This window comes from Micromonospora sp. PLK6-60, assembly GCF_019890675.1.
Lineage (GTDB): Bacteria > Actinomycetota > Actinomycetes > Mycobacteriales > Micromonosporaceae > Micromonospora.
Genome location: NZ_JAIOAA010000004.1, coordinates 171,607 through 197,367, shown reverse-complemented (window position 1 = coordinate 197,367; position 25,761 = coordinate 171,607). Strand labels below are relative to the sequence as shown.

Annotated in this window: 22 protein-coding genes; 6 read left to right on the top strand and 16 right to left on the bottom strand. The window is 72.1% G+C overall.

Annotated elements, in window-relative coordinates:
• Positions 1–34: 34 nt before the first annotated feature.
• The 5 genes from ftsX to pruA form a co-directional block, all read right to left on the bottom strand.
• Entirely contained in the window at positions 35–910 is an 876-nt protein-coding gene (gene ftsX, locus K7640_RS10310) for a permease-like cell division protein FtsX (protein ID WP_222954531.1), read from the bottom strand.
• Positions 911–982: 72 nt separating this feature from the next.
• A complete protein-coding gene (gene ftsE / locus K7640_RS10305; RefSeq protein ID WP_222954530.1) occupies positions 983–1,663 on the bottom strand; it encodes a cell division ATP-binding protein FtsE in 681 nt (226 codons plus the stop codon).
• A gap of 118 nt (positions 1,664–1,781) precedes the next feature.
• Positions 1,782–2,903 (bottom strand): peptide chain release factor 2, encoded by a 1,122-nt coding sequence (prfB, locus tag K7640_RS10300; protein WP_222954529.1) that lies wholly within the window; start codon positions 2,901–2,903, stop codon positions 1,782–1,784.
• 66 nt (positions 2,904–2,969) lie between these two features.
• Positions 2,970–3,485: a PadR family transcriptional regulator gene (locus K7640_RS10295; protein ID WP_222954528.1), complete on the bottom strand. Its 516-nt coding sequence runs from the start codon at positions 3,483–3,485 to the stop codon at positions 2,970–2,972.
• 165 nt (positions 3,486–3,650) lie between these two features.
• Complete coding sequence (gene pruA / locus K7640_RS10290; protein ID WP_222954527.1) at positions 3,651–5,279, bottom strand: L-glutamate gamma-semialdehyde dehydrogenase; 1,629 nt, start codon at positions 5,277–5,279, stop codon at positions 3,651–3,653.
• A gap of 644 nt (positions 5,280–5,923) precedes the next feature.
• Here pruA and K7640_RS10285 point away from each other — a divergent pair.
• Positions 5,924–6,943, top strand: coding sequence for a hypothetical protein (locus K7640_RS10285; RefSeq protein WP_222954755.1), 1,020 nt, complete (start codon positions 5,924–5,926; stop codon positions 6,941–6,943).
• A gap of 22 nt (positions 6,944–6,965) precedes the next feature.
• Here the strand turns inward: K7640_RS10285 and K7640_RS10280 are convergent, their stop codons facing one another.
• Complete coding sequence (locus K7640_RS10280; protein WP_222954526.1) at positions 6,966–7,475, bottom strand: hypothetical protein; 510 nt, start codon at positions 7,473–7,475, stop codon at positions 6,966–6,968.
• 221 nt (positions 7,476–7,696) lie between these two features.
• Between K7640_RS10280 and K7640_RS10275 the strand changes: the two genes are divergently transcribed.
• Together K7640_RS10275 and K7640_RS10270 are read left to right on the top strand one after the other, a co-directional pair.
• The gene (locus tag K7640_RS10275) at positions 7,697–7,924 is read left to right on the top strand and encodes an AlpA family transcriptional regulator (RefSeq protein WP_222954525.1); all 228 of its coding nucleotides are present in this window, start codon (positions 7,697–7,699) and stop codon (positions 7,922–7,924) included.
• A 100-nt stretch (positions 7,925–8,024) separates the two neighbouring features.
• Positions 8,025–8,624 (top strand): Rv3235 family protein, encoded by a 600-nt coding sequence (locus K7640_RS10270; protein WP_222954524.1) that lies wholly within the window; start codon positions 8,025–8,027, stop codon positions 8,622–8,624.
• A 194-nt stretch (positions 8,625–8,818) separates the two neighbouring features.
• Here the strand turns inward: K7640_RS10270 and secA are convergent, their stop codons facing one another.
• Positions 8,819–11,719 carry a preprotein translocase subunit SecA gene (gene secA / locus K7640_RS10265; RefSeq protein WP_222954523.1) on the bottom strand — a complete coding sequence of 967 codons (2,901 nt, stop codon included), beginning with the start codon at positions 11,717–11,719 and terminating at the stop codon, positions 8,819–8,821.
• A 168-nt stretch (positions 11,720–11,887) separates the two neighbouring features.
• Here secA and K7640_RS10260 point away from each other — a divergent pair, with 168 nt between their 5' ends.
• Positions 11,888–13,045 (top strand): GNAT family N-acetyltransferase, encoded by a 1,158-nt coding sequence (locus tag K7640_RS10260; RefSeq protein WP_222954522.1) that lies wholly within the window; start codon positions 11,888–11,890, stop codon positions 13,043–13,045.
• Positions 13,042–14,154: a GNAT family N-acetyltransferase gene (locus K7640_RS10255; protein WP_222954521.1), complete on the top strand. Its 1,113-nt coding sequence runs from the start codon at positions 13,042–13,044 to the stop codon at positions 14,152–14,154. The genes K7640_RS10260 and K7640_RS10255 overlap by 4 nt, the downstream gene beginning before the upstream one ends.
• A gap of 56 nt (positions 14,155–14,210) precedes the next feature.
• On the opposite strand, the gene hpf is transcribed toward K7640_RS10255, so the two are convergent.
• From hpf to efeU, 8 genes are all read right to left on the bottom strand, one after another.
• Positions 14,211–14,849 (bottom strand): ribosome hibernation-promoting factor, HPF/YfiA family, encoded by a 639-nt coding sequence (gene hpf / locus K7640_RS10250; protein ID WP_222954520.1) that lies wholly within the window; start codon positions 14,847–14,849, stop codon positions 14,211–14,213.
• Between the two features lie 255 nt (positions 14,850–15,104).
• Positions 15,105–15,827: a ComF family protein gene (locus tag K7640_RS10245; RefSeq protein ID WP_222954519.1), complete on the bottom strand. Its 723-nt coding sequence runs from the start codon at positions 15,825–15,827 to the stop codon at positions 15,105–15,107.
• Position 15,828: 1 nt separating this feature from the next.
• Positions 15,829–17,643: an LpqB family beta-propeller domain-containing protein gene (locus K7640_RS10240; protein WP_222954518.1), complete on the bottom strand. Its 1,815-nt coding sequence runs from the start codon at positions 17,641–17,643 to the stop codon at positions 15,829–15,831.
• Positions 17,640–19,322, bottom strand: coding sequence for an MtrAB system histidine kinase MtrB (mtrB, locus tag K7640_RS10235; protein WP_222954754.1), 1,683 nt, complete (start codon positions 19,320–19,322; stop codon positions 17,640–17,642). The genes K7640_RS10240 and mtrB overlap by 4 nt, the downstream gene beginning before the upstream one ends.
• A gap of 81 nt (positions 19,323–19,403) precedes the next feature.
• Positions 19,404–20,093, bottom strand: a complete 690-nt coding sequence (gene mtrA / locus K7640_RS10230; protein ID WP_222954517.1) for an MtrAB system response regulator MtrA — start codon at positions 20,091–20,093, stop codon at positions 19,404–19,406.
• A 172-nt stretch (positions 20,094–20,265) separates the two neighbouring features.
• Positions 20,266–21,549 carry an iron uptake transporter deferrochelatase/peroxidase subunit gene (efeB, locus tag K7640_RS10225; protein ID WP_222954516.1) on the bottom strand — a complete coding sequence of 428 codons (1,284 nt, stop codon included), beginning with the start codon at positions 21,547–21,549 and terminating at the stop codon, positions 20,266–20,268.
• A 64-nt stretch (positions 21,550–21,613) separates the two neighbouring features.
• A complete protein-coding gene (gene efeO / locus K7640_RS10220; protein WP_222954515.1) occupies positions 21,614–22,741 on the bottom strand; it encodes an iron uptake system protein EfeO in 1,128 nt (375 codons plus the stop codon).
• 29 nt (positions 22,742–22,770) lie between these two features.
• Positions 22,771–23,676 carry an iron uptake transporter permease EfeU gene (gene efeU, locus K7640_RS10215; protein WP_222954514.1) on the bottom strand — a complete coding sequence of 302 codons (906 nt, stop codon included), beginning with the start codon at positions 23,674–23,676 and terminating at the stop codon, positions 22,771–22,773.
• Positions 23,677–23,818: 142 nt separating this feature from the next.
• On the opposite strand from efeU, the gene K7640_RS10210 reads away from it, so the two are divergent.
• Positions 23,819–23,974, top strand: a complete 156-nt coding sequence (locus K7640_RS10210) for a hypothetical protein (protein ID WP_222954781.1) — start codon at positions 23,819–23,821, stop codon at positions 23,972–23,974.
• Between the two features lie 240 nt (positions 23,975–24,214).
• On the opposite strand, the gene ahcY is transcribed toward K7640_RS10210, so the two are convergent.
• On the bottom strand, positions 24,215–25,714 hold the full coding sequence (gene ahcY, locus K7640_RS10205) for an adenosylhomocysteinase (RefSeq protein WP_222954513.1): 1,500 nt from the start codon (positions 25,712–25,714) through the stop codon (positions 24,215–24,217).
• Positions 25,715–25,761: the final 47 nt, after the last annotated feature.

Genomic DNA, 25,761 nt, shown 5'->3' with positions numbered 1-25,761 from the left:
GCGCGAAGGGGCCCCCGGAGAGCCGTCGCCGCAACTAGACCCGCAGGTAGAAGCGGAGCGTGACCCAGGCGGTGATCGCCGTCACCAGGCTGGCGACGCCGGCGATCAGCGGGAAGATCAGGAAGATCTCGGACCAGGAGACCGGGGTGATCAGGCCCTCGAGCGAGGCCATCGAGCCGCCGCCCAGCAGGGTCTTCCCGACCACCAGCCCCACCAGGGCGAAGACCGCGCCGATCAGGCCGGCGACCACCGCCTCCAGCACGAACGGTGCCTGGATGAACCAGTTCGACGCGCCGACCAGTTTCATGACCGCAACCTCACGCCGCTTGCTGTACGCGGCCACCTGGATGGTGTTGGCGACCAGCAACAGCGCGGCGGCGGCCATCACCACCGAGATGAACAGGGTGAAGTTCTGGATCCCGGTGAGCACGTTGAACACCTTGTCCAGCAGCTTGCTCTGGTCGACGATCTCGTCGACACCACCGGTGTCCTTGTACTGGTCGTAGATGTTCTTGTACTGCTCGGGGTTGACCAGCTTCAGCCGGAAGGACTCCGGCAGCTGGTCCGGCTTGACGGCGTTCACCAGGTCCGGAGCGTCCTGGTACATCTCCTGGAAGCGCTTGTACGCCTCGTCCTTGTCGACGTACGTGCTCTCCTTGACCAGCGGGTCGCTCTTGAGCTTCGCCTCCAGCGCGGTGCGATCCTCGGCGCTGACCTCGGTCTTCAGGAAGATCGAGACCTCGACGTTCTCGTAGTAGAGGTCCTTCATGTCGCCGACCTTCTGGTACAGCAGACCGCTGAAGCCCAGCAGGAACAGCGACACCGTCATCGTGATGATCATCGCGATGGTCATCGTGACGTTGCGCCACAGCCCGACCATGACCTCGGTCAGGACATACTTCATCCGCATCGGGAAATTCCTCCGGCTCTCCGGCGTGAGGTGTTCGTCGTCAGGGATCTTCGGCTCGGCGGAGCGTTCGGCTCAGCCGTAGACGCCGCGGGCCTGGTCGCGCACGATGCGGCCGCTTTCGATCTCCACGACGCGGCGGCGCATCTGGTTCACGATGTTGGAGTCGTGCGTGACCATCACGACGGTCGTGCCGGTGCGGTTGATCCGGTCCAGCAGGCGCATGATCTCGATCGAGGTGTCCGGGTCCAGGTTTCCGGTCGGCTCGTCGGCCAGCAGGATCAGCGGGCGGTTCACGAACGCCCGCGCCACGGCGACCCGCTGCTGCTCACCACCGGAGAGCTCGTGCGGGTAGCGGTGCTCCTTGCCGCCCAGACCCACCAGCTCGAGAACCTCCGGCACGACCCGGCGGGCCACCGCCTTGGTCTTGCCGATCACCTCCAGGGCGAAGGCCACGTTCTCGTACGCGGTGCGGTTCGGCAGCAGCCGGAAGTCCTGGAAGACGCAGCCGATCGAGCGCCGGAAGGCGGGTCGCTTCCAGGAGCGCATCGAGGTGACGTCCTTGCCGTTCACGACGACCCGGCCCTTGTTGGGGGCGACCTCGTGCAGCAGCATCTTGATGATCGTCGACTTGCCGGAACCGGATGGCCCGATGAAGAAGACGAACTCACCCTTCTCGATCGCGACGGACACGTTGTCGAGCGAAGGCCGGGACGCCTTCGGGTACGTCTTCGTCACTTGCTCAAGCTGAATCACGGGTGGTGAGTCTACGCCGTGTAACGACGGAGCCAAGCGCCCCGCCCCCGTTGTGCGAGGCGCGTCATCGATTCACCCGGTCAGCGAAAGATCGATGACGCGCTCCGCCCGCGCGTGATCACGCAGCGTCGCCGGCCAGCTGTTGCTGCTTACGCCACCGGATCCCGGCCTCGATGAAGTCGTCCAACTCCCCGTCGAAGACGGAGGCCGGATTGCCGGTCTCCTGCTCGGTTCGGAGATCCTTCACCATCTGATACGGGTGCAGGACGTACGACCGCATCTGGTCGCCCCACGAGCCGGCGGCGTCGGTCTTCAGGCCCGCCATCTTGGCCTGCTCCTCCTGGCGCTTGCGCTCCAGCAGCCGGGCCTGCAGCACCCGCAGCGCGGAGGCCTTGTTCTGTAGCTGGGACTTCTCGTTCTGGCAGGTCACCACGATGCCGGTCGGGATGTGGGTGATCCGCACCGCGGAGTCGGTGGTGTTGACGCTCTGCCCACCCGGGCCCGACGAGCGGTAGACGTCGACCCGCATCTCGTTCTCGGGGATGTCGATGTGGTCGGTCTGCTCCACCACCGGCAGCACCTCGACCCCGGCGAAGCTGGTCTGCCGGCGGCCCTGGTTGTCGAACGGGCTGATCCGCACCAGCCGGTGGGTGCCGGACTCGACGCTGAGCGTGCCGTACGCGTAGGGCACCTTCACCGTGAAGGTGGCCGACTTCAGGCCCGCCTCCTCGGCGTACGAGGTCTCGTAGACCTCGGTCGGGTAGCCGTGCCGTTCCGCCCAGCGCAGGTACATCCGCAGCAGCATCTCGGCGAAGTCCGCCGCGTCCACGCCGCCGGCGCCGGCCCGGATGGCGACCAGCGCCTCCCGGGAGTCGTACTCGCCGGAGAGCAGGGTGCGGACCTCCATCTCCTCGATGGCCTTGCCCAGCCCGGTGATCTCCGTCTCGACCTCGGTCAGCACCCCCGGGTCGGACTCGGCCTCGGCGAGTTCCAGCAGGACCCGCGCGTCGTCGAGCCGGGAGCGCAGGCTGCCCAGCTTGTCGATCTCGCCGTTGACGTACGACAGCTGCGAGGTCACCTGCTGCGCCCGGGCCTGGTCGTCCCAGAGATCCGGCGCGGACGCCTGCTCCTCCAGCCGGGCCTTCTCCTCGCGCAGCTTGTCGAGGTCGAGCACCGACTCGATGTTGCGCAGGGTGGCGTCGAGTTCCTTGAGCTGTTCGGCGTAATCGGCAGCTGTCACGACAGACAAGCGTACTGTGCCGCCGACGGCCTGCTCACCTCAGCCGCCCGGACCCGCCGCGGACGGTCAGCCGACGGGCGCACTCTTGAGCCAGGACAGCGCCGCCTTGTGATAGGCGACCGCGAACTCCAGCGCGCTGGCGTCGTACGCGTCGCCTTCCTTCTTGGCGTTCTTCACCTGCTCGCGGACGGCCGTCAGGGCCTCGGTGTGGTATTCGTTCGCCATCGCGTACAGGTTCTTGAGCTGGCTGGCCGAGTGCAGGCCGCCGAAGGCGATGCGCAGGGCCACCGGGTTGCGGATGGTGTCCCGCCCCGGGTTCTCGGCCAGCCAGCGGGAGAAGGTCCGCTTTCCGGCCGCCGTGATCGCATAGGGCTGGCTCATCCGGGGACCGGGCTTGCCCAGTCGCACGAACCCCCGCTCGGCCAGCACGGGAAGCTCCCGGTAGACCTGACTGCGCGTCATCGACCAGTACGGCGCCAGCCGGCGCTCAGCGGCGGCCATCAGCTGGCCGCCTGTCATCGGTCCGTCGTGCAGCAGGCCGAGCAGGGCCGCCGCCGTCGGGTTGACTCCGGATTCCGCCATGCCCTCTAAGCTGCCACTTTGCCGACCCGGCGTCCAGGATTTGCCGTTTTCGCCACCCATTGGCGCTTCCAATGTGCACTGTCGGGCGACGACTGTCCCCGCACGAGTGCAAGGAGGGGCCCCTTGTTAACAGACGTCTGTTAACAAGGGGCCCCTCCTTACACCTCAGCCCATGTGCGGGTAGGTGTGGTCGGTCGGCGGGACGAAGGTCTCCTTGATCGTCCGTGGCGACGTCCAGCGGACCAGGTTGTGCCAGGAGCCGGCCTTGTCGTTGGTGCCGCTGGCCCGGGCGCCCCCGAAGGGCTGCTGGCCGACCACCGCGCCGGTCGGCTTGTCGTTGATGTAGAAGTTGCCGGCCGCGTACCGCATCTGCTCCGCCACCTGGTCGACCACCCGGCGGTCGGTCGCGAAGATCGACCCGGTCAGCGCGTACGGGGCGATCGACTCGGCCTGGCGGACCACGTCGTCGAAGCGCGCGTCGTCGTAGACGTGCACGCCCAGGATCGGGCCGAAGTACTCGGTGGTGAACGTCTCGTGCGCGGCGTCCGTGCACTCGAAGAGCGTCGGCCGGACGAAGTATCCGACCGAGTCGTCGGCGGTGCCGCCGGCCAGGACCGTGCAGGTGTCGTCGCCGTTGATCAGCTCCAGCGCGGCGGTGTGCCGGCCGAACGCCTTGTCGTCGATGACCGCGCCGCCGAAGTTGCTGAAGTCGGTCACGTCGCCGTAGGTGAGCGAGTCCGCGGTGGCGGCCAGCCGGTCGCGCAGCCCGCCCTCCCAGATCGACCGCGGGACGTACGCCCGGGACGCGGCCGAGCACTTCTGCCCCTGGTACTCGTAGGCGCCCCGGATCAGCGCGGTGTGCAGCGCGTCCACGTCGGCGCTGGAGTGCGCGACCACGAAGTCCTTGCCGCCGGTCTCGCCGACCAGCCGCGGGTAGCCCCGGTAGCGGGCGATGTTCTCCCCGACGGTCCGCCACAGCTGCTGGAAGACCTTGGTCGAGCCGGTGAAGTGGATGCCGGCCAGGTCCGGGTCGGCGAGCACCACGTCGGAGACCTCCTCGCCGCGCCCGGTGACCATGTTGATCACGCCGGGCGGCAGGCCGGCCGCCTCGAACAGCCGCATGGTGAAGTGCGCGGCGAACTGCTGCGTCGGGCCCGGCTTCCAGACCACTGTGTTGCCCAGCAGGGCCGGCGCCGAGGGCAGGTTGCCGGCGATCGCGGTGAAGTTGAACGGGGTTACCGCGTAGACGAAGCCCTCCAGCGGGCGGTGGTCGAAGCGGTTCCACACGCCCGGCGAGGAGAGCGGCTGCTCGGCGAGGAGCTTGCGGGCGAAGTACACGTTGAACCGGAGGAAGTCGATGAACTCGCAGGCGGCGTCGATCTCGGCCTGCACGGCGGTCTTCGACTGGCCGAGCATGGTGGCCGCGTTCAGGGTGTCCCGCCACGGGCCGGCGAGCAGGTCGGCGGCGCGCAGGAAGATCGCGGCACGCTCCTCGAACGGCAGCGCCCGCCACATGGGCGCGGCGTCCTTGGCGGCCTTGACGGCGGCCCGCGCGTCGTCGTGGGTGGCGTGCCCGGTGACGCCGAGCACGTGCGCGTGCTTGTGCGGCTGCACCACGTCGATCGACGCGCCGCCGGCCATCCGCTGCTCGCCGGCGATGGTCATCGGCAGGTCGATCCGCTCGGCGGCCAGCTCGGCCAGCCGCCGCTGGAGCCGCTCCCGGTCGGCGCTGCCGGGCTCGTAGGTGTGCACCGGCTCGTTGCGCGGCTCGGGTACGGAGAACACGGCGTCCATCACAGGCTCCTGTGCGATCTCGACGGCGGTGGCGAAATCGGACCCGCGGGCAGCGACCGGACGGCCGGCTGCCGGGCGCCGCGCGGCGGACCGGTCGCGGCGGCGGGACCTCGGCCGATTGTCCCACGCCGACCGGACCCCCGGTCGCGCGCCCGCCACCCGGCCGCTCCGTCGATCGTGAGGCCCGGACAGTCCAGCGGCAACGATCCTTTTCCGGGCAAGCCCGTCAACCGAACAAACGCAGGACGTGCGGACGGCGGCGGGGCCGACCCACCGGGCGCGTACGCTGGTTTGCCGGTGATGTGCCCGCCTCCCGCGGGTCCGGTGTCGAAGGGGAGACGATGAGCAACCAGCCCGGCAGCTCGACGGCCGCGCAACCGGACCCGCCCGTCGACGTCGACCCGGGCGCCGCCGGCAGCCTGCCGACCCCCGACACCGGGACCGGACCGGCCGCCGACACTGTGACCGGACCGGCCGCCGACGCAACGACCGGGCGAACCGAGGACGTGCCCCGGCAGCCCGAGGCCGGGACCGGGCGAATCGGAGCCGGGACCGAGCGGACCGAGGCCGGGACCGAGCGGACCGAAGCCGGGAACGGGCGGACCGAAGCCGGGAACGGGCGGACCGAAGCCGAGGCTGGGCGGATCGACGCCGAGGTCGGGCCCGAGGTGGCCGACGCGGCCTCCGACGATGCCGAGCCGGCCGACGATGCCGAGCCGGCCGAGGACGCCGAGCCCGGGCCGGCACCCGGCGACAGCCTCCGGGCCCCCGGCACGCCGGTGCTGGCCCTGCTGGCCGTGGGCTGGCTGGCGGCGATGCTCTGGTCGACCCGGCAGGCGATCGAGTCGGCGGCGGCCGGCGTCACCGCGCTCAGCCTCTCGGCGTTCGCGCTGCCCGGGGTGATCTCCGCCGCGCTGGTGGCCGGGGCGGCCGTCGCGCTGGCCACCACCGAGCTGGTCGCCCGCCACGGCGACCGGGCCACCCTGCGCTTCGTGGTGGCGATCGGCACCGGCCTGCTGGTCGGCCTGGTCACCGCCGTCGCGATCAACCTGACCTACCCGGACAACGCGACCACCAACACCATCGCCGGCACCAGCGCCGCCGCGGCGATCATCGGCGGTGCCCTCGCGGGCGCCCGTACCGCCGCGCCGGTCGGCGGGATCGTCGCCGCCACCCTCGGCGCGCTGGTGTTCGTGGTGGCCTTCAGCCGGGCTCGCGACCCGCTGTTCGACCTGTTCGGCGCCGACGGCACCCAGGCGGGCATGGTGACGGCCGCCCGGTGGGTGTCGCGCACCGAGTCCCTGCTCGCCGGCCTGGTGGCCGGCGTGATCGCCTTCGGCTACCTGACCTGGGCGCGCCGCCGGGCGGCGCGCCGGGGCCCGGCCGCACCCGGGCTGCGCTGGCCGGCGTACCTGCTCGCCGGGGCGGGGCCGGGTCTGCTCCTGCTGCTCACCGAGGTGATCATCCGGGTGGGCGGTCGCCGGCTGCTGGACCTGGCCGCCGCGTTGAGCGACGCGGACGCCGTGGCGCAGACCTCGATGGGCGCGTCCCGGATGGACAACGGCATCTGGGTGCTCTTCGTGGGCGCGCTGACCGCGCTGATCGCCTTCGGCCGCACGCTCGGTCCGGCACGGCAGGAGGACGAGGAACCGGCCGCGGGCTGACCGGCGGTCACGGCACCGGCCGTCAGGAGGCCGCGCGCAGCAGCAGCTCCAGCTCGGTGACGTCGTACCACTCCAGCTCGTGGTCCTCGGCGCCGTCGACGGTGAACTGGGCGTCCGGATCCCCGGCCAGCGCCTCCCGGACCACCGCCGCGGCGGCGGCCACGTCCTCGACCGCCTCTGCGCCGTCCACGTGCAGGGCGGCCACCGCGCCCGCCGGCACCGGCCCGGACAGCAGGACCGCGCTGGAGCCGAGCTCGCCGTCGGCCCGGCCGACCGACGCGGCGGGCAGGTCGGCCGAGACCACCACCCGGCGGCGGGGCGCCGACGGGTCGTCGCGCAGCAGCAGCAACGCGTCCTGGGCGGCCCGGGTGAAGGCGACGTACTCCAGTTCCTCCTCGTCGCCCTCGGCGTACCACTCGCGCAGCCCGGGGGTGACGGCGTGCGCCTCGGACCCCACCAGGCCCTCCTCGCGCAGCCGCCCGAGCATCGGGACGGTCGCCGGCACGTACACCCGGACAAGCTCGTCGGTCACCGGTCGTCTCCCCTGCTCGAACCCGGACCGGCGGCCGCCGGTCCCGGGCGCAGATCATGCCGTACGCCGTGACCGTCATACACCTCGCACCGGCCCGGGCGGAAGTTCCACCCCGGCGTGTCCCTCTGCCGGGACGCGGCGGACGCGGCACCCGAGGCGCTGGGCCATCGAGGCCATCGATGGCAAACTGAGGCAAACGACGTCAACCCCGGGAGTTTGCCGTGGAACCGAGGTTCCTCCTGCTCTCCGACGTGGCCGCCGAGCTGAACGTGTCGGACTCGCAGGTGTACCACATGGTGCGGAGCGGGGAGCTGCCCGCCATCAAGATCGGCGGCCGGGGTCAGTGGCGGGTCGAGCGGGCGCGCCTGGAGGAGTACATCCAGCAGAAGTACGCGGAGACCGCCGGGTGGGTCCGGGACAACCCGTTGGGCGACCGCGACGGCGAGTGAACCCACGGTGGCGGTCCGGCATTGACCGGAGCCGTTTTCATGTCGGAGAATCGAGGCTGTCGAAGGCAAACGTAAGCAAACGTAAGGATCGAGGCTGACGATGGCCGACTCCCGCCGTCCCGTGTCGCCGCGTCCGCCGGTCCGGCTGCGCCCGGCCCCATCGATCGACCCGCCCTTCACCGACGAGGAGGTCGACCCGTGGCTCCCGCCGGCCGGCCTGCAACTGACCCTCGACCTGTTCGACCGGGCCCGCCCGGCGCCGGCCCGGCCCGCCGGACGGCAGCGCGGGGCCCGGCCGGTGCCCGCCAGGCCGGGCCGGCCCGACGCCTCCCCGACCCCGCCGCCCGGCGTCCGCGCCACCCCGGAAGCCACCCGGGCCGCCCACCGGTTCGTCGCCACCTGCCTGGAGATCCTCAACGGCTACCGGCCGATCGGCCAGATCCGCCCGCTGAGCGAACCCGGCCGTTCCGCCGACGTGGTCGAGCAGCTCACCCGGGCCGCCGCCCGCTCCGGGCCAGTCCGCCGCCGCTCGACCCGCCCCACCGTGCGCCTGCGCCGGCTGCGGGTCTGCGAGCCCCGACCGGCCGCCGTCGAGGTGGCCGCGGTGCTGGGCAACGCCGCCGGGCACAGCTGGGCGATGGCCCTGCGGCTGGAGCAGCGGCGCGGCAGCTGGCTGTGCACCGCGTTGCAGGTCATCTGACCGCCCCGCCCGGCCGGCCCCGGCCCGACCACGCCTGACCGGGGCCCAGAAACACGGACGGGCCCCGGCCCGACCACGCCCGAGACCGGGGCCCGGAAACACGGACGGGCCCCGGCCCGACCACGCCCGAGACCGGGGCCCGGAAACGCGGACGGGCCCCGGCCGACGGCCGGGGCCCGTTCGGGCGAACTGGATCAGTTGCCGCCGCCGGCGGCACCGTGGCAGCGCTTGTACTTGCGACCCGAGCCGCACGGGCAGGGCGCGTTGCGGGACGGCCCGTTGCTCGCCTCCGCCTGGCCCGGGGCGCTCGCCCGCCGGGACGCGCCGGCCGCGGCCATCGCCTGACCGGTTCCGCCGGCCGCGCGACGCGGCCCGTTGGACCGGGCGGCCGGCCGCTCCTCGGACACGCCGATGCCCAGCGCCGGCGCCTGCTCCTCGGAACGCTCGATCACCGGGGCGCCCCGCCCGGCCTCACCGTCGACGGCGGGAGCGGAATACTGCAGGCCCTGCTGCTGCGGCGCCCGGTTGAGACCCTTGGCCCGGATCTCCACCGGCTTCTCCATCAGCTGCACCTCCTCGGCCTCCGGCTCCTGGACCTGCACCTCCAGGTTGTAGAGGAAGCCGACCGTCTCCTCCTTGATGCCGTCCATCATGGTGGCGAACATGTCGAAGCCCTCGCGCTGGTACTCGATGACCGGGTCGCGCTGGGCGTACGCCCGCAGGCTGATGCCCTCCTGGAGGTAGTCCATCTCGTAGAGGTGCTCGCGCCACTTGCGGTCGATGACCTGGAGCAGCACCATCCGCTCGAGCTGGCGCACCCCCTCCTCGCCGAGGGTCTCCTCGCGCCGGTCGTACGCGGCGTGCGCGTCCTCCTTGAGCCGGGCGAGCAGGAAGTCCTGGTCCATGCCGGCCCGGGAGCCGACCTCCTCCTCCAACTCGTCGACGGTGACACCCACCGGGTAGAGCTGCTTGAGGCTGGCCCAGAGCTGGTCGAGGTCCCAGTCCTCGGCGTAGCCGTCGCTGGTGGCGCCCACCACGTACGCGCCGACCACGTCGTCGATCATGTTGCGAACCTGGTCGGAGAGGTCCTCGCCGTTGAGCACCCGGAGCCGCTCGGCGTAGATGACCTGACGCTGCTTGTTGAGCACCTCGTCGTACTTCAGCACGTTCTTGCGGATCTCGGCGTTCTGGCCCTCGATCTGGGCCTGGGCGCTCTTGATCTGCCGGGTGACCATCTTCGACTCGATGGGCACGTCCTCCGGGATGTTGAAGCGCTCCATCACCGCCTCGACCGCGCCGGCTCGGAACCGCTTCATCAGCTCGTCCTGCAGCGACAGGTAGAACCGGGACTCGCCCGGGTCGCCCTGCCGGCCGGCACGACCGCGCAGCTGGTTGTCGATCCGGCGGGACTCGTGCCGCTCGGTGCCCAGCACGTAGAGGCCACCGGCGGCGGCGACCTCCTCCGCCTCGACCTCACAGGCCTGCTTCCAGGTCGGCAGGACCTCCTCCATCGCCTTGGCGTACTCGTCCTCGTTCTCGGCCGGGTCGAGGCCACGCTGGCGCAGCTCGTTGGCGGCGAGGAACTCGGGGTTGCCGCCGAGCAGGATGTCGGTGCCCCGGCCGGCCATGTTGGTGGCGACCGTGACCGCGCCCTTGCGGCCGGCCTGGGCGACGATCTCCGCCTCCTTGGCGTGGAACTTCGCGTTCAGCACCGAGTGCGGGATGCCGCGGCGACGCAGCAGCTGGGAGAGGATCTCGGAATTCTCCACCGACACCGTGCCCACCAGCACCGGCTGGCCGGCCGCGTGCCGCTCGGCGATGTCCTCGATGACCGCGTTGAACTTGGCCTTCTCGGTCTTGTAGATGACGTCCGCCCGGTCCTCGCGGACCATCGGCCGGTGGGTCGGGATGGTCACCACGCCGACCTTGTAGACCTTGTTGAACTCGCCCGCCTCGGTCTGCGCCGTACCGGTCATGCCGGAGAGCTTCTCGTAGAGGCGGAAGTAGTTCTGGAGGGTGATGGTGGCCAGGGTCTGGTTCTCCTGCTTGATCTCCACCCCCTCCTTGGCCTCGATCGCCTGGTGCATGCCCTCGTTGTACCGGCGGCCGTGCAGGATGCGGCCGGTGAACTCGTCGACGATCAGGACCTCGCCGTCGCTGACGATGTAGTCCTTGTCGCGCTTGTACAGCTCCTTGGCCTTGATGGCGTTGTTCAGGTAGCCGACCAGCGGGGTGTTCACCGACTCGTACAGGTTGTCGATGCCGAGCCGGTCCTCGACCTTGGCCACCCCGCGCTCGGTGACCGCGATGGTGCGCTTGGCGTAGTCGACCTCGTAGTCGCCCTCGCCGTCGGTGCCCGCCTGCATCCGGCCCACCACGCCGGCGAACTCCTGGTACCACCGGGCGGAGTGCTCGGCCGGACCGGAGATGATCAGCGGGGTGCGGGCCTCGTCGATCAGGATCGAGTCGACCTCGTCGACCACCGCGAAGTTGTGGCCGCGCTGGACCAGCTCGTCCCGCGACCAGGCCATGTTGTCGCGCAGGTAGTCGAAGCCGAACTCGTTGTTCGTGCCGTAGGTGATGTCGCACTCGTACGCGGCGCGGTGCTCGCTGGCCGGCCGGTTGGGCAGCACCACGCCGACGGTCAGGCCGAGGAACTCGTGCACCTGACCCATCCAGGCCGCGTCCCGCTGGGCCAGGTAGTCGTTGACCGTGACCACGTGCACGCCCTTGCCGGAGAGCGCGTTGAGGTAGACCGCCATGACCGAGGTCAGGGTCTTGCCCTCACCGGTCTTCATCTCGGCGATGTTGCCGAAGTGCAGCGCCGCGCCGCCCATCACCTGCACGTCGTAGGGGCGCTGGCCGAGCACCCGCGCCGCCGCCTCGCGGACCGTGGCGAAGGCCTCCGGCAGCAGGTCGTCGAGGGACTCACCGTCCGCGATCCGCTCCCGGTACTGCTCGGTCAGGCCGCGCAGTTCCTCGTCGGTGAGGTTGACGTAGTCGTCCTCGATCGAGTTGACGGCGTTGGCGATGGCCTTGAGCCGGCGCACCATACGGCCCTCGCCCGCGCGGAGGACCTTTTCCAGAATCGACACGGATCAACGCTCCCCTAGACAGTCTCGAACCATCGTAGGCGTTCCGCCGGGGCGATGGTCACTGGTGGCGGCGCTCGGAAGCACCGAATCCGGCACAACGGGCAGTCGACGCGCCCGGCGGGCGATATCGGGTTACGCCCAGCGCGAACGATCGGGCACGATGCCCCGATGGAGCCCGTGGAGATCACCGAGGACGGCCTGCTGCTGCGCCCCTGGCGGCCCACCGACGCGGCCGACGTGCACCGCGCCTGCCAGGACCCGGACATCCAGCGCTGGACCACCGTACCGCGCCCGTACCTGCCGGAACACGCCAGCGACTTCGTCGGTGCAATCTCCGCCGCGGCCTGGGCCCAGGGCACCGGCGCGCCGTTCGCGGTCTGCGACGCGGCGACCGGCGACCTGCTCGGCTCCTGCGGCCTGGTCTCGATCGACCGGGGCCTCGACTCCGGCGAGTTGGGCTACTGGACCGCGCCGTGGGCGCGCGGGCAGGGGGTGGCGGTGCGGGCGTGCCGGGCGGTCACCCGATGGGCGTTCGACGCGCTCAAGCTGCGCCGGGTGATCTGGCAGGCCGAGCTGGGCAATCACGCGTCCCGACTGGTGGCGCTGCGCACCGGCTTCCGGATCGGCGGGGAGCTGCGCCTGGCGCACCCCGCCGAGGGCGGGCGGCCGGACGGCTGGGTCGGCTCGCTGCTCCCCGGGGAGGTGCCCGCCCCCGGCGACGTCGGACCGGCCGGGCCCGACACCCTCGACGCCCGCCGGGCCGCCGTGTTCGGCCGGCCGCAGCCCACCCTGCTCGCCACCACCGCCGGCGGCGCCGAACTGCGAATGCGGCCGATGGAGGAACGGGACCTCGACGACATCGTCACCACCTGCCAGGATCTCGACACCGTACGGTGGACCTCCGTGCCGCACCCCTACCAGCGCGGCGACGCCGAGGGCTATCTGGCCTTCGTCCAGGGCACCTGGGCCCGGGGCACCAGCGGCTGCTTCGTCATCGCCGGCCCGGACGACCGGTTCGCCGGCACCATCGACCTGCGGCTGCAACCCACCGACCCGCTGCTGGCCGACGTCGGCTTCATGACCGCCCCGTACGCCCGGGGCCGCGGCTGGATGCCGGCCGCCCTGGTCGCGGTGGCCGCCTGGGGCTTCACCACCCTCGGCCTGGCCCGGATCGAGTGGAGCGCCAACGTCGGCAATACCGCCTCCCGACGCGCCGCGGAGAAGGCCGGTTTCACCGTCGAGGGCACCCTGCGCGGCGCGCTGACCCACCGCGGCGAGCGGGTGGACATCTGGCGGGCCGGCCTGCTCGCCGAGGACCTGGCGTGACCCCCGAGGTGATCGAGGCCGGCGCCGTGCGGCTGCGACCGTTCCGCCTCGACGACGTGGCGGACACCGCCGCCGCCTGCGCCGACCCGGTCACCCGGCGGTTCATCTCCGGCATGCCGGACCCGTACACCGAGGCCAGCGCCCGGTGGTGGATCACCGAGGGCGCGCCCGCGGCCTGGGCCACCGGGGGCGCCGCGTACGCGATCGTCGACCCGGCCACCGACCGGCTGCTCGGCGGCATCGGGCTCGACGAGCCGGTCGCGGCCCGCGCGCAGCGGCAGATCGGCTACTGGGTGGCGCCGTGGGCGCGGCGCCGGGGCGTCGCCACGGCCGCCACCCGCGCGCTGGCCGGGGCGGCGTTCGCCGCCGGGACCGCCCGGCTGGAGCTGCTCACCCACCCGGATAACGCGGCCAGCCAGCGGGTCGCGCTGGCCGCCGGGTTCACCCACGAGGGGGTACGCCGGGCGGCGAGCCGGGGCCGCGACGGCGGCCGCGAGGACATGATCGCCTGGGTACGCCTCGCCGACGACCCGTCGGGACCGACCGACCGCCTGCTGCCCGACCTGCCCGACGGCCGGCTCACCGACGGGGTGGTCACGCTGCGCCGGCTCGCCCCGGACGACGCCGACGCCCTGCACCGGCTGCACACCCGGCCCGAGGTGGTGGCCAGCCGGATACCCCCGGTCCCGCCGACCCGGGAGGCGATCGACCGGCGCTGCCGGCTGGCGGAGAGCCACTGGCTGGCCGGCACCTCGGCGGACCTCGCGATCCTGGACGCGGCGACCGGTGCGGTGGCCGGCGGCTGCGCCCTGGTGCACGACGAGCCGGCCACCGGTCAGGCGATGCTCGGCTACAGCTTGCTGCCCGAGGCGCGCGGGCGCGGCCTCGCCACCCGGGTGGTGCACCTGGTCACCGCCTGGGCGTTCGAGATCGGCCTGGCCCGGATCTGGGCCGGCACCCGGCCGGAGAATGTCGCGTCGCAGCGGGTGCTCGAACGGGTCGGCTTCCGCCACGAGGGGCTGCTGCGCGGCCGGCTGCCCGGCGCGGCCGGCACCCGGGTCGACTCGGTGCTCTACGGCCTGCTCGCCACCGACCCTCGGCCGCGTTAAGAAGGGGCCCCTGCTCTACCGCAGGCGTTAAGAAGGGGCCCCTCCTTACACCGCGGTCAGAGGTCGAGGGAGATGATGCCGTAGTCGTAGGCGCGCCGACGGTAGACCACGCTGGGCCGGCCGGACTCCTTGTCGTGGAACAGGTAGAAGTCGTGCCCGACCAGTTCCATCTGGAACAGCGCGTCGTCCACGGTCATCGGCTCCGCCGGGTGGACCTTCGCCCGGGCGATGTGCCACGGCTGGTCGTCGTACTCGTCGGCGGGCTCGGCGTCCCGCTCGGCGACCGCGGTGGCCGAGTGACCGTTGAGCGTCGCCAGGCCGGGCCCGTCGAGGTCGGCCACCGGCAGGCCGGCGGTGGCGGCGGAGACCGACAGCGGGGCGTGCCGGCCGCGGTGCACCCGACGGCGGTCGGCGGCCCGGCGCAACCGGGTGTCGAGCTTGGCGATCGCGGCGTCGAGCGCGCTGTAGAAGTCGCTCGTGCAGGCCTCGGCCCGGATTACCGGCCCCCGGGAAACGCAGGTGATCTCCACCCGCTGGCAATGATCGGACTGGCGCGGATTGCGCTCGTGGAACAGCTCCACATCCACGCGAATGAGTTTGTGATCGTAGCGCTCGATCTTTGCGAGCTTCTCTGCCACGTGCACCCGGTAATGGTCCGGCACCTCGACATTACGGCCCTTGACCACGATGTCCATCTGACCTCCCTTATTTCGGACGGTCGTGCGTTCCACTTTCCCCGGCCACGACGCCTTCGGGAGACCCCACGCTCGGCGTCGACCGGTTCGGTACGGCTACGCCTCCTCTCACCGCCAGGGGTGGGTGGGAATGACCTCCTACCCCCGACAGGAAAACGCTAACCTCTGTTCGACCAGCAGTCACCCCCCGTTGTCATTGTGGTCCAGGAATTTTCACAGCTCATACACCAACGGGTGAAACGGAAACACGCACGGTCACGAATGGTGCTGTTTCACGGTCGCCGCCAGGACCGCCGCGACCAGCGGTGACCGCCCGGTCGCGGCCAGCACACCGTTGACCGCGGCAATCGTCGAACCGGTCGTAATGATGTCGTCCAGCAACACCACGACCGGCTCCACCGCACCCCGCCGGCCAACCGGAACCGGCCGCCACGCCGGGCGGGCCCGGAACGCCGACGCCGCCGCCTCCGCCCGGCCGGCGCTGTCCAGCGTCACCGAGTCCGGCCGGGGCAGCGCCCGCACCGGCCGCTCCACCCGCACCGACCACCCCGCCCCGGCGAGCCGGGCCGCCGCGTGCCGGGCCAGCCGGCCCAGGTGGTCGCCGTACCGGGCCCGGGCCGCCGCCGCGGTGTCCGGCACCGGCACCAGCACCACCGGCCGCCCGCCGGGCACCGCCACCGCCACCACCTCCGCCAGCAGCGCGCCCAGCGGCCGGGCCAGCCCGTGCCGACCCCGCTCCTTGTACGCCAGCAGCGCACCGCGCAACGCACCCGCGTACGGGCCGAGGGCGAAGCAGGGCGGCAGGCCGGGCGGGGCGGGGGTGGGGCGTACCGGGTGGGGGCGGTGCGACTCCAGCTCGGTCACGCAGCTCGGGCAGACCCCGTGCCGGCCACCCGGTTGCCGCCCCCCGCACCCCGCGCAGTCGGCGGGCAGCACCAAGTCGGCCAGATCCGACCAGAGTCCACCAACGCCGGGCACGTCAGTAGAGGAAGAACGGGGCGGTCGGGTTGGACTCCCGCTGCCCCGCCGGGGGCTCCGACTCGACTCCCTGCACCTGGGTCCGCTTGATCGTGTCGAACTGCGGGTCCGACCAGGAGACGCCGTTCGCCTCGTACATCACCGCGTTGGTCGGCTGCGCCACCACCTCGTTGGTGGGGTACGCGGTCAGGTGGGTGACCCGGGCGCCGACGTCCGCCTTGAGCACGGTCTGCGCCGCGCCGTCGACGCTGACCTCGTAGACCGCGGGACGCCCCACCGAGCCGGCGGCGACCAGCTTGTTCTCGTCAGCCCAGTCGACCGCCGACAGGTCGGTCAGCGAGGTGGGCAGCCGGCGGGCCGGCCCGGCGGTCACCACGCCGCCGTCGAGGTTGACCGCGGCGACGTAGAGCTGGCCGTTGACGATCACCGCGATCCGTTGCCCGTCCAGCGCGGCGGCCACCGCGTCGACCCGGCCGGACACGGTCAGCGCCACCGGGATCAGCCGGGGCGACTGGTCGAAGGTGTAGAGCCGGCCGTCGGCCACCACCAGCCCGTGCGGTTGGCCCTTGTCCAGCGCGCGCAGCCACACCGGCCGGTCCATCGAGGCGTACGAGCCGGGCGCGGTGTTGAACACGTTGACCGGGTCCCGCCCGGTGCCCACCCGCAGCCGCAGCCGCTTGTCCGCCCCGGTGACCACCAGCGCCGCCAGGATCTGGTCGTCGGCCCGGTTGAGCGCGGCCGAGACGACGTGGTGGTTCTCCTCCGCCACCACCGGCACCGAGCCGCTGGCCTCGCCGGGGAAGTCGAGCGGGTGGATCGCCCCGTCGTAGACGCAGAACCGCTGCGCGCTCTGGGTCAACCGGTACACCGGGTTGGCGTCGCGTTCCTTCTCCAGGTCGATGGTGCGCCGACTCTGGTTGCGGATCTTCAGATCGAGCGGCCCGTCCAGCCAGTCCAACGACCAGGCGAGCTGGGTGGCGAGCCGGTTCAGCTTGCCCGCGTCCTCGCCGGGCATGGCGAGGTTGACCTCCCACCGGCCATCCGCCCCGGTGGCATTGTTGATCAGGTCGGTGCGGTCCGGCAGCCGGGTGACCCCCGGGGAGAGCCAGTCCGACGGCCCGCCGATCAGCCACCGGACCACCTCGTTGACCCGCCGCTCGTTGGGCACCGCGAGCGGCAGGTAACGCTGGTCCGGCACCAGCCGGGTCTGGTCGCTGTTCCAGAAGTAGATGTCGCGAGGCTGGTAGTAGACGCGCAGCGCGGTGTCGCTGAGCAGCAGCACGTTCGGCGGGTTGGTCACGTACAGGGTGGGCTCGACGTTCTCCAGCCCGGACGAGTCCGCGTAGCGCAGGGTGAAGCCGTATTCGGTCTCGGTGGCCACCGGGGGCGCGAGGGTGCCGTCGGCGCGCAGCAGACCGACCTGCTGCACGGCGAGCCGCACCGAGAAGGTGCTGTCGCTGTTCGTGGTGATCACCGGGGACTCGCGCAGCCGGACCACGGTGAGCGCGACCTCGCTGCCCTGCTTGGTCTGGAGCCGGTCCTGACTCTCCTGGGCGATGAACTTCTTGGCCCGGGGATAGGCGCCGTCCGGCTCACCGGCCGGGGCGGCGAGGAAGTTCAGCACGAACTGGCGCGGGTCGTCGCCGCTGGCCGTCCGGCCCGGTGGCTCGTTGCGCACCCCGTTGGGCGAGCCGGACTCGCCGGCCGGCAGCCCGCGCCCGTCCACCTGCACCTCGGTGGAATCCGGGATGCCGCAGCCGGCCGGCGCGCTGACGAGCAGGGCGGCGCAGAGCAGCCCCACCAGCCGGCGCCTCACGACCGGGCCTCCGCCCGCTCGGTGTCGGCGCCGGGCACCGGGCCGATCGCCAGCGCCCCGCCGCTGCCCGGCCCGATGGCCAGCCGGCCGCCGTCGCGCGGGCCACCGAACGGCAGTGGCGCGTCGGCCGGCACCAGGCGCAGCGGTGAGGTGGTCAGCCGGTCACCGGCCCGGGCCGGCAGGGTGAGCCGGAACTGGGCGCCCTGCCCCGGCGCGCCCCAGGCCTCCAGCCAGCCGCCGTGCAGCCGGGCGTCCTCCAGGCTGATCGACAGCCCCAGGCCGGTCCCGCCGGTCTGCCGGGCGCGGGACGGGTCGGCCCGCCAGAACCGGTTGAAGACCAGCTTCTCCTCGCCCGGCTTCAGCCCGACCCCGTGGTCGCGGACGGTGACCGCGACGGCGGTGTCGTCCGCGCCGAGGGTGATCACCACCGGCTTGGACTCGCCGTGCTCCACCGCGTTGCCGACCAGGTTGCGCAGCACCCGCTCCACCCGGCGCGGATCCACCTCGGCGATCACCGGGGTGGCGGGCACGTCCAGCTCGATGGTCACCCCGACCCGCTCGGCCAGCCCGGCCAGCCGGTCGGCGACCCGGTGCACCACCGGCACCAGATCGGTCGGCTCGGCGTCGAGCATCGCGAACCCGGCGTCGAACCGGCTGATCTCCAGCAGGTCGGTCAGCAGTTCCTCGAACCGGTCCAGCTCGGCCTGGAGCAGCTCGGCGCTGCGGGCGACGGCGGGATCGAACTCGTCCCGCTCGGCGAAGATCAGGTCGGCGGCCATCCGGACCGTGGTCAGCGGGGTACGCAGCTCGTGCGAGACGTCGGAGGTGAAGCGTCGTTGCAGCCGGGACATCTCCTCCAGCCGCAGGATCTGCCGCTGGAGGTTTGTCGCCATCTGGTTGAACGAGGCGGCCAGCAGCGCCAGATCGTCCTCGCCGTTGACGGCCATCCGCTGGTCGAGGAGGCCGGCGGAGAGCCGCTGGGCGGTGCGGGCGGCCAACCGGACCGGGGTCACCACCAGCCGGGTCACCAGCGCTGCCAGCAGCCCGAGCAGCAGCACCAGGGCCACGCCGGTGGCCACCACGGTGGCCCGGGCGTCGGCCGCGGTGGCCTCCTGCCGGGTCAACGGCACGAGGTAGTAGAGCTCGACCTGACCGAACCGGGTCGGCACGGGTGAGCCGTACACGAGGTATTTGGTGCGGCCCTCACCGGTGAGCCGGCCGGTGCGGATCTGGTGCGCGACGTTGCCGCCGGCGACCGCGGCCCGCAGCTCCCGGCTGATCAGCGGCTGGAAGTCCACGTCCGGCGAGCTGCGCGGCTTGATGATCGTGGTGTAGTTGTCGGCGGTCAGCGCGACCACCACCCCGCTGGTCTGCTGCGGGTCACCGCCGGCCAGGTAGTTGACGGTGCCGTCGATGGTGTCCTGGAGCTGGGCCTCCTGGGGCTGGCTGAACAGGCTCAGCTGCTTCGCCGAGTAGTCGCTGCCGCTCTGCAACCGCAGCAGCACGTCGGTCTCGGCGTTCTCCACCAGGATGTTGGTGATCTTGTCGGCGATCAGGTAGGCGAACCCGCCGACCAGCAGGCTGGAGGCGACCAGGGTGATGGTCACCACCCGCACCTGGAGCGACCGCCGCCAGGTCTGGTGCAGCCCCGAGACCAGCCGCGACGACCAGCCGGTCAGGGCGCGCCACAGCTCCGCCGCGGCGGGGCGGCGGCCGGCGGGGTCGGGGGGTACGCGGAGAGTAGCCACTGGGTGACCAGACTAGCCCGTGCCCGCCTTGTAGCCCACGCCCCGGACCGTCAGGATGATCTCCGGCCGCTCCGGATCCGGCTCGATCTTGGCGCGCAGCCGCTGCACGTGCACGTTGACCAGCCGGGTGTCGGCGGCGTGCCGGTAGCCCCAGACCTGCTCCAGCAGCACCTCCCGGGTGAACACCTGCCGCGGCTTGCGGGCGAGCGCGACCAGCAGGTCGAACTCCAGCGGGGTGAGCTTCACCTCCTCGCCGTCGCGGCTGACCGTGTGCGCCGGGACGTCGATGGTGATCTGGTTGCCGGGCGGGCCGATGGTCAGCATCTCCGGCGCCACGTCCTCGCCACGCCGCAGCCGGGCCCGCATCCGGGCAACCAGTTCCTTGGGCTTGAACGGCTTGACCACGTAGTCGTCGGCGCCGGACTCCAGCCCGAGCACCACGTCGACGGTGTCGCTCTTGGCGGTCAGCATGACGATCGGCACGCCGGACTCGGCGCGGATGGACCGCGCCACGTCGATGCCGCTCATGCCCGGCAGCATCAGGTCGAGCAGGACGATGTCGGGTCGACTGTCCCGGAACGCGGCCAGCGCGCGCTCACCGTCGGCGACGAACGACGGCAGGAAGCCCTCGCTGCGCAGCACGATGCCGAGCATCTCGGCGAGCGCGGGGTCGTCGTCGACCACCAGTACCCGAGCTCTCATGGGGTTTATGATGCATCCCCGTTTCCGTTAGGTGGGATCGGCGGGTCCGGCACGATCGGCCCCGGATCGGCTCGGGCGCACCATTCGGAGCCGCACCGGCGCCGCCGCAGGACCGTGACGGATCCCTCCATGATCCCTGGTCCCGGCCCGGACCGCCAGCGCCCCGGCCGGTTCAGCCGAACAGGGCCCGCCCCCAGTGGTCACCGGCGTCCCGTACGCCCGGCGGGCAGGCGAACAGCGCGCTGGAGACGTGCCGCAGATACTCGTTCATCGCGTCGTGCCGGGACAACTGCGTCTGGATGGGCACGAACTGCCGGCGCGGGTCACGCTGGTACGCGATGAAGAAGAGCCCCGCGTCCAGCCGGCCCAGCCCGTCCGAGCCGTCGACGAAGTTGTAGCCCCGACGCAGCAGGTGCGCGCCGTTGTTCCGGCTCGGGTGGGCCAGCCGGACGTGCGCGGTCTCCGGGATCACCGGCTGCCCGTCCGCATCCGGGGCCGCGAAGTCCGGCTCGTCGAACTCCTGGCGGCGGCCCAGCGGCGCCCCGCTGCCCTTGGCCCGCCCGACGATCTGCTCCTGCTCGGCCAGCGAGCTGCGGTCCCAGGTCTCGATCTGCATCCGGATCTTGCGGGTGACCAGGTACGACCCGCCGGTCATCCAGTCCGGCCCGTCCCCCGGCTGGGCCCAGAGCTGGTCGCGGAGCAGGTCGGCGTCCTCCGCCTTGAGGTTCGCGGTGCCGTCCTTGAAGCCGAACAGGTTCCGGGGGGTGGCCTGCTCCCGGGAGGTCGACGAGGTACGCCCGAAGCCGAGCTGCGACCAGCGGACGCTCACCACGCCCATGCCGATCCGGGCCAGGTTGCGGATGGCGTGCACCGCCACCTGCGGATCGTTGGCGCACGCCTGGACGCAGATGTCCCCGCCGGAGAGCTCCGGGCGCAGCGCGTCCCCGGCGAAGTGCGGCAGGTCGGCCAGCGCCGGCGGACGCCGGTCGGCGATGCCGAACCGGTCCCGCCCCTGGGCGTCGCGGAACAGCGTCGGCCCGAAGCCGACGGTGAGGGTGAGCTGCGACGGGGGCAGGCCCAGCGCCTCGCCCGTGTCGTCCGGCGGCGCCTCCGGCACCCCGCCCACCGCGCCGAACACCCCGGCGTCGTGCCCCGCGGTCATCCGGGCGGCGGCGGCCGTCCACTCCTGGAGCATGGCGACCAGCCGGGCCCGGTCCTTGGTGATCACGTCGAAGGCGACGAAGTGCAGCCGGTCCTGGGCCGGGGTGGTGATGCCGGCCTGGTGCGCGCCGTGGAAGGGCACCGCGCCGGCGGCTGCCCCCGGGTTCGCCGACGCGTGGTCGGCCGCGCCCTGGATCAGCGCGCCGGCCCCGCCGGCCACCCCGGCGACCCCGGCCACCCCGACGCCGGCGAGGGCGATCGCCCGGCGGCGGGACACGGGCGCAGCGTTGCTCATCGGTCCTCCTGCTTCGACGGGTGGGCCGGCCGCGCGGTGCGCGGGCCGGACCGCAGTCGGTCGGTCAGCGGGCGACGGCCGCGGCGACCCGGCTGACCGGCTCGGCGAGGGCGTTGACGCTGTCCGACAGTTCCTTCAGCTCGGCGGTGCTCAACGCGGTGTGCAGCTTCCAGCCGTCGCCGGCCCGGTGCCGGCCGAGCACCTGCTCCACGTTTGCGAACTCCGCGTCGAGCTGGGTGACCAGCTCGGGCGCCCGCTGCTCCAGGGCCGGGCGCAGCGCGGCGATCGCCGCCTTCGAGCCCTCCAGGTTGGCGTTGAAGTCCCAGAGGTCGGTGTGCGAGTACCGCTCTTCCTCGCCGGTGATCTTGCCGCTGGCCACCTCGTCGAGCAGCGCCTTGGCCCCGTTGGCGAGCTGGAGCGGGGTGAGCTTCTCGGCGTTGGCCTTCGCCACGATCGCCTTGACGTCGGTGAGGAGCTGGTCGGCGATCGGGCCGTCCTTGCTGATGTCGCCGGTGGTCCAGAGGTCCTTCTCGATCCGGTGGAAACCGGTGAACTCCATGCCCTCCTCGACGACCTCCTCCCGGCCGTCGATCTTCGGGTCCAGGTCGCCGAAGCTCTCGGCGACCGGCTCGATCCGCTCCCAGTAGGTGCGGGTCACCGGGTAGAGCGCCTTGGCCCGGGCCACGTCGCCGGCCTTGACCGCGGTGACGAACTCGCCGGTCCTGGTCAGCAGCTCGGCGGTCTGGCTGGTGACGTACCGCTGGTAGCCGGCGGTCGCCTCGGCCAGCGTGGCGTCGACCGCCTTCGGCGCCGACTCGCCGGTCACCTTGAGCGCGCCCCGGATCCCCCGGCCGCTCATCCCCGGCTTGCAGGCCGTCTCGTACGCCCCGGCCGGCAGCTCCACCCGCAGCTCGCGGGTCAGCCCCGGGGCGATGTTCTCCACCTCGCCCATCACCCGGTCGCCGGCGGCGTAGACGTAGAACTCGTTGACCTTGCTGCCGGAGTTGCGCACCGAGAAGGTGATCTGGCCCGCGGCCAGCTCGGTGGTGCCGACCTCGCAGGTGGTGTCGGTGGCCTTGACGGTCACCGCGCCGGCGGCGGCGTCCTTGTCGCCGTCCGCGCCACACGCGGTGACGCCGGCGACGGCCAGCACGCCGGCGGCGGCGAGCAGCACAGAGCGGGTGGTACGCATGGTTGTCGTTCTCCTCGGCGGAAGGCGGGTCAGGCGCGCTGCGGCGCGGCGGCGTCGGCCGGCGCGGAGGTCCCGGCCGGCGCGGGGTCGGCGGGCGCGGCGGGGGCCGGCGCGGCGGGCTTCGGCTTCGCCGGCCGGCGCAGGAAGAGCGCCAGCACCGGCACCGCGTACGCCACCCAGGCGACCGTCTCCAGCACCGTCGGGTTGGCGGTGATGTTGAACATGCCGGCGAGCAGCGCCGCGTACCAGGAGCTGGGGTCGAGCACCGCGGAGATGTCGAAGGCGTGGCTGTTCAGGCCGGGCAGGACGCCGGCCTCCTGGAAGTCGTGCACGCCGTACTTGAGGATGCCGGCGGCGACCAGGATCAGCAGCGCGCCGGTCCAGGTGAAGAACTTCGACAGGTTGATCTTCAGGGCGCTGCGGTAGAGCAGGAAGCCGAGGACCACGGCGGTGGCCACGCCACCGATCAGCGCCAGCAGCGGGCCGCGGCCGGCGCCGCCGGCCGCGCTCTGCGCGGCGGAGTAGAAGATCAGCGCGGTCTCCAGGCCCTCCCGGATCACCGCGAGGAAGGCCATGCCGGCGACCGCGAGGGACCCGACGGCGAGGGCCTCGGTCAGCTTGCCGCGCAGTTCGCCGGCGATGGACCGGGCCGCCCGGCGCATCCAGAAGATCATCCAGGTGACGAAGACCACGGCCGCCACGGAGGTGACCGCCTCGAACAGCTCGCGGTCCTCGGAGCGGGCCAGCAGCGACGACGAGGTGTACTCGATCAGCCAGCCGAAGAGCACCGACAGCGCCACGGCGAGGGCCACGCCGGCCCACACGTGCGGCAGCCGGTCGCGCCGTTGCGACTTCACCAGGAAGGCGACGAGGATGCTGACCACCAGGGTCGCTTCCAGGCCCTCCCGCAGGCCGATCAGGTACGTGGCGAACATCGGTACTCCGTGATCAGTTAGGTACGCCTCAGTTAAGTTAGGGCAGCCATACCTTCCTCCTGATCGGGGGTGCCGTCAAGTCGTTCAAGGGCATGTCACCCGCCGGCCGTTACCCGCGCCGCGCTGTGGCAGGATCCGCCCCGTGACGGGTGTGAAGGGGCTGCTCCCCTGGCTGGCGGTTCTGGTCGTGGTGCTGCTGCTCAGCGCGCTCCGGCTGCGCGCGCTGGCGGCCGCCGTCTCCCTCGGCTGGCTGGCCTGGTGCGTCTGGACCTGGGTCCGCCCCGCTCGCCGCCGCTGACCGGCACCAGTCCCGCTGCCTGGCCTGGCCTGGCCTGGCCGCGCTGCGCGTGGGCGGGTAGGTGACCCGCGCGAGCGTGATACCTGAGAGTCATATTGATACCTCAGAGGTATCACGCCCATCCGGGCATCCGTCGCCTGGCAGCGGCCCGCACCCGAGGCACCGCCCGCACCCGAAGCACCGCCCGCGGGCGCAAAAGGACCGGGCCGGCCAACGGCCGACCCGGTCCCGCGCCACGACTCAGTAGCGGTAGTGCTCCGGCTTGAACGGGCCCTCGGGCGAGATGCCCAGGTAGGCGGCCTGCTCCTTGGTCAGCGTGCTCAGCTTGGCGCCGAGCGCCGACAGGTGCAGCCGGGCGACCTTCTCGTCCAGGTGCTTGGGCAGCACGTAGACGCCGATCGGGTACTCCTCGGTCTTGGTGAAGAGCTCGATCTGGGCGATGGTCTGGTTGGCGAACGAGTTCGACATCACGAAGCTCGGGTGGCCGGTGGCGTTGCCCAGGTTCAGCAGGCGACCCTCGGAGAGCACGATGATGGCGTGGCCGTCGGCGAACTTCCAGAGGTCGACCTGCGGCTTGATGTTCTCCCGGGTGACGTCCGAGCGCTTCGCCAGACCGGCCATGTCGATCTCGTTGTCGAAGTGGCCGATGTTGCCGACGATGGCCTGGTGCTTCATCCGGGCCATGTGCTCGTTGGTGATGACGTCGAAGCAGCCGGTGGCGGTGATGAAGATGTCGGCCTGCTCGACCACGTCGTCCAGGGTGGCGACCTGGTAGCCGTCCATCGCCGCCTGGAGGGCGCAGATCGGGTCCACCTCGGTCACCACGACCCGGGCGCCCTGGCCGCGCAGCGACTCCGCGCAGCCCTTGCCCACGTCGCCGTAGCCCATGACCACGGCCATCTTGCCGCCGATCAGCACGTCGGTGGCCCGGTTGATGCCGTCGATGAGCGAGTGGCGGCAGCCGTACTTGTTGTCGAACTTGCTCTTGGTCACCGAGTCGTTGACGTTGATGGCCGGGAAGAGCAGCTTGCCGTCCCGGTGCATCTCGTACAGCCGGTGCACACCGGTGGTGGTCTCCTCGGTCACGCCCTTGATGCCGGCGGCGATCCGGGTCCACCGCTGGCCGTCGGAGGCGAGCGAGCGGTGCAGCACCTCGAGGATGACCGCGTACTCCTCGGAGTCGGCGGACTCGACCGGCGGGACGACCCCGGCCTTCTCGAACTCGGCGCCCTTGTGGACGAGCAGGGTGGCGTCCCCGCCGTCGTCCAGGATCATGTTCGGACCCTGCCCGTCCGGCCAGTCCAGCACCCGCTCGGTGCACCACCAGTACTCCGGGAGGGTCTCGCCCTTCCAGGCGTAGACCGGGACGCCGGCCGGGGCCTCGGGGGTGCCCTCGGGGCCGACGACGATCGCGGCGGCGGCGTGGTCCTGGGTGGAGAAGATGTTGCAGGACGCCCAGCGGACCTGCGCGCCGAGCGCGACCAGGGTCTCGATCAGGACGGCGGTCTGGATGGTCATGTGCAACGAGCCGGTGATCCGGGCGCCGGCCAGCGGCTGCGCCTCGGCGAACTCGCGCCGGATGGCCATCAGGCCCGGCATCTCGTGCTCGGCGAGCCGGATCTCCTTGCGCCCGAACTCGGCGAGCGACAGATCCGCCACCTTGTAGTCGCCCTCGGCGAGAGTGCTCGGGCGGGCCTCGGTCGACGAGCCCACGGGGGCCGCCGGGAGGGTGCTGGTCATGGAAGCTCCTGTCGAACGGTTAGCTGCGCAGCCTTCTACCTTACGCG